Origin of the sequence: Pleurocapsa sp. CCALA 161 (assembly GCF_003003995.1) — a bacterium.
In the GTDB taxonomy this organism is placed as follows: Bacteria; Cyanobacteriota; Cyanobacteriia; order Cyanobacteriales; family Xenococcaceae; genus Waterburya.
Genome location: NZ_PVWF01000235.1, coordinates 1 through 3232, shown reverse-complemented (window position 1 = coordinate 3232; position 3232 = coordinate 1). Strand labels below are relative to the sequence as shown.

General features: G+C 40.2%; 2 protein-coding genes. One reads left to right on the top strand and one right to left on the bottom strand.

Annotation, left to right across the window (positions count from 1 at the left end; translation table 11 throughout):
- Positions 1 to 93 precede the first annotated feature (93 nt).
- Entirely contained in the window at positions 94 to 1389 is a 1296-nt protein-coding gene (locus C7B62_RS25100; protein ID WP_106244243.1) for a tetratricopeptide repeat protein, read from the bottom strand.
- Between the two features lie 103 nt (positions 1390 to 1492).
- Here C7B62_RS25100 and murJ point away from each other — a divergent pair, with 103 nt between their 5' ends.
- Positions 1493 to 3091: a murein biosynthesis integral membrane protein MurJ gene (gene murJ / locus C7B62_RS25095; protein WP_106244239.1), complete on the top strand. Its 1599-nt coding sequence runs from the start codon at positions 1493 to 1495 to the stop codon at positions 3089 to 3091.
- Positions 3092 to 3232: the final 141 nt, after the last annotated feature.

Here is a 3232-nt window from a genome sequence, read left to right as displayed (position 1 = left end):
TGTTCACTGTTCACTGTTCATTGTTCACTGTTCACTGTTCATTGTTCACTGTTCATTGTTCATTGTTCACTGTTCACTGTTCATTGCTCATTGTTAATTGTTTATAATATTCTGGATGTTATTCTGAATTTCTGCCCATTGGCGAGGAAAACGATCTTTGGTGTAAATAAGCAAAGCTTTATTGAGAAAAGCGATCGCTTGCTGTCTATTGGCTGCTGGATCACCCTTTACTCGTGAACGATAAGCCCCACCGATATTATTATTGAGCATTGCCCAGTTGTAAGGAAATTTCTCTAAAGAATGAATCGATAAAGCGTTTTGATAATGAGAAATCGAGCGTTCAAGATTATTGGCTCGATCCCCGTTAACGCGGAATTGGAAAGCGTTGCCTAGGTTGTTTTGCAGCATCGCCCAGCGATTAGGATCGTTGGCTAGGGTATAAACAGTTAAAGCCTGTTCCAAATGGGCGATCGCAATTTCCATATTTTCGGCTTTTTCGCCTTCTAGACGATTTGGATAAATATCGCCTAAGTTATTGTGAGATGCTGCCCAATCTTGAGGATATTCGGCAAGACTATGTACTGATAAAGCTCGATGGTAGCAGGCGATCGCCGTTTCTCTGTTTTTGGCTCGCGATCCTGTGATGCGATAGGAATAAGCGATCCCTAAATTACGCTGAATGTTTCCCCAAATGTAGGCATATTTTTCGCGGGTGATTACTTCTAATGCTAGCTCATAGGTAGCAATTGCCTGTTCAATGTTTTCTTGACGACTGCCTACAACCCGATCTCGATAGACATTAGCTAAGTTTAACTGAATTATCGCCCAATCTTTTACATAAATTGTCGGCAGATAAACTTTCAAGGCTGCTTGATAGGCGACGATTGCCAATTCAAGATTATTAGACTTATCTCCTGCTGGGTAGGAGCTAACCAAATTACCAAAATTAATTAAATCATTAGCGATCGCTTTTGCCTGATTTGGCTCAACCGAAATAATCGTTTCGTTTGCCCAGTATTCCAGAATCTTCGTGGTGTTGTGGTCAAATCTATCCTGATTATTGCGGATTAAGGCATAAATTTCAGCTGTAGGTAAACGATTGGAGATCTGCTGTAGCAAATTCATTAAAAACTCAAAATACTCTTGGCGTTGACGATTTGAAGTATTAGTTTTTTCTAACTTTAGTAACTTTCCCGCCAGATTAAGCAACCGCTCGGCAGCATGAAGATCTCCAGCTTGTCTGCGCTTTTCGCCTACAGACATCAAACGGGTAATAAAATCCTGATTGACCAACTGAGGATGAGCATTAAGAATATTAATCTCTTGCTCTTGCGGATTGTTCAGTAAAGTCTCAATTAATTGAAGGTAAGAAGATTCCAGCTTGCTCATTGCTCATGGGAATAGAAGACTAAATGACTAATTGTACCTAGCTTTATCTTACAACCGTATAATATATCGGACTCTATCCTTATATATATCTACAACTCTAACCGTGACTGCCAACAAAAAATCTCCCTCCATCGGTAGCATTGCTAGGTTAATAGCGATCGCCACATTGGCAAGTAAACTATTTGGCTTTGTGCGTCAATTAGCAATAGCTGCTGCCTTTGGTATTGGTGCAGTAAGTAATGCTTATACCTATGCTTATATTATTCCCAGTTTTTTCTTAGTCATGTTAGGAGGTATTAATGGTCCTTTTCACAGCGCCTTAGTCAGCGTACTCGCCAAAAAAGATAAATCAATGGCTGCACCAATTGTGGAAACGGTTAGTACTTTGGTCAGTATTGCTTTATTGGTAGTAACTATATTGATTGTTGTTTTTGCCAGTAACATCATTGATTTATCAGGATCACAATTGGCTTCCACAACTAGGCAATTAGCCATCCTGCAACTGCAAATCATGGCACCTCTGGCTTTACTAGCGGGTTTGATTGGGATCGGTTTTGGCACCCTGAGCGCCGTAGATAGCTATTTACTCCCCAGTATCAGCCCTTTGTTATCCAGCATCACTCTTACTTTTGGGGTTGGCTATATTCTCTGGAGATTTGGCGAACAGATCAATACTCCAGAGTATTATCAGCTAGGAGCGCTTGTGCTGGCAGGAGGCACAGTGGCAGGAGGAATATTACAGTGGTTAGCACAGCTAATTGTCCAGTGGCGCTTGGGGATGGGAACACTACGACTAAGGTTTAACTGGAGGCTGCCTGGAGTCATGGAAGTGTTTAAGATTATGACACCAGCGATCGTCTCTTCAGGAATGTCTACTGTCAATCTGACGATTGATTTACAGTTTGTTTCAGGAATTGCTGGGGCAGCTTTTGCCATCAGCAGTGCTAATTTTATTATGTTGACTCCCCTAGGGATCATTTCCAACATCATTTTAGTACCTTTTTTACCGATCTTTTCCCGTTTAGCTGCTCCTGAAAATTGGGATGAGTTGAAAGTTAAAATTCGCCAAGGATTGTTTTTAGGTGCATTAAGCTTATTGCCTTTAACGGCGATTTTTATGTCCTTAGCCTTACCCATTGTTAAATTAGCTTTTGAGCGGGGTCAATTTGATGCTAATGCCTCTGAGCTGGTGGCTTCTTTGCTGGTGGTATATGGTTTTGGCATGGTTTTTTATATGGCGCGAGATATCTTAGTCAGAGTATTTTATGCCCTGGGAGATGCGAAGACACCTTTTAAAATCAGCATTATCAATATTTTATTAAATGCCCTCTTAGATTATTTGCTGGTCAATTCTTTCGGTGCGCCAGGATTACTTTTAGCCACTATTGGCGTAAATATTATTTCGATGATTGCTTTTTTGTGGATCTTAAATCGTCGTTTAAACGGCTTGCCTTTATTACAGTGGAGTAAAGAGCTTGTAGGCTTATTTGTCGCCACGACGGTAGCAGGTTTTGTTAGTTATGGAGTTAGTCAAGGATTAGAACAGGTTGTCGGTAACGGTAATCTTGTCTTACTGTTGCTGGAATTAAGTCTTGCTAGCACTGTGGCAATCATTATTTTTGGTTTAATTGCCATGCAACTTAAATTACCTGAATTAAAAATTTTAACCAATAGAATTAGACAAAAACTCGGCAGATCATAATTATTCTAGATAAATTGGCGATTCCGAAGGGTACGCGGAGCGTAATCGCCTTGATCGCTAATTAAATCTTTAGATACAATTCAGATAACTTTGAATTGTATTTAGTACTAGATTAGTACTGGAGCAGAAGCAGATTGGAAA

Coding starts and splice junctions, on each gene's coding strand:
- C7B62_RS25100 (WP_106244243.1), bottom strand. CDS start 1,389: ATGAGCAAGCTGGAATCTTCTTACCTTCAATTAATTGAGACTTTACTG.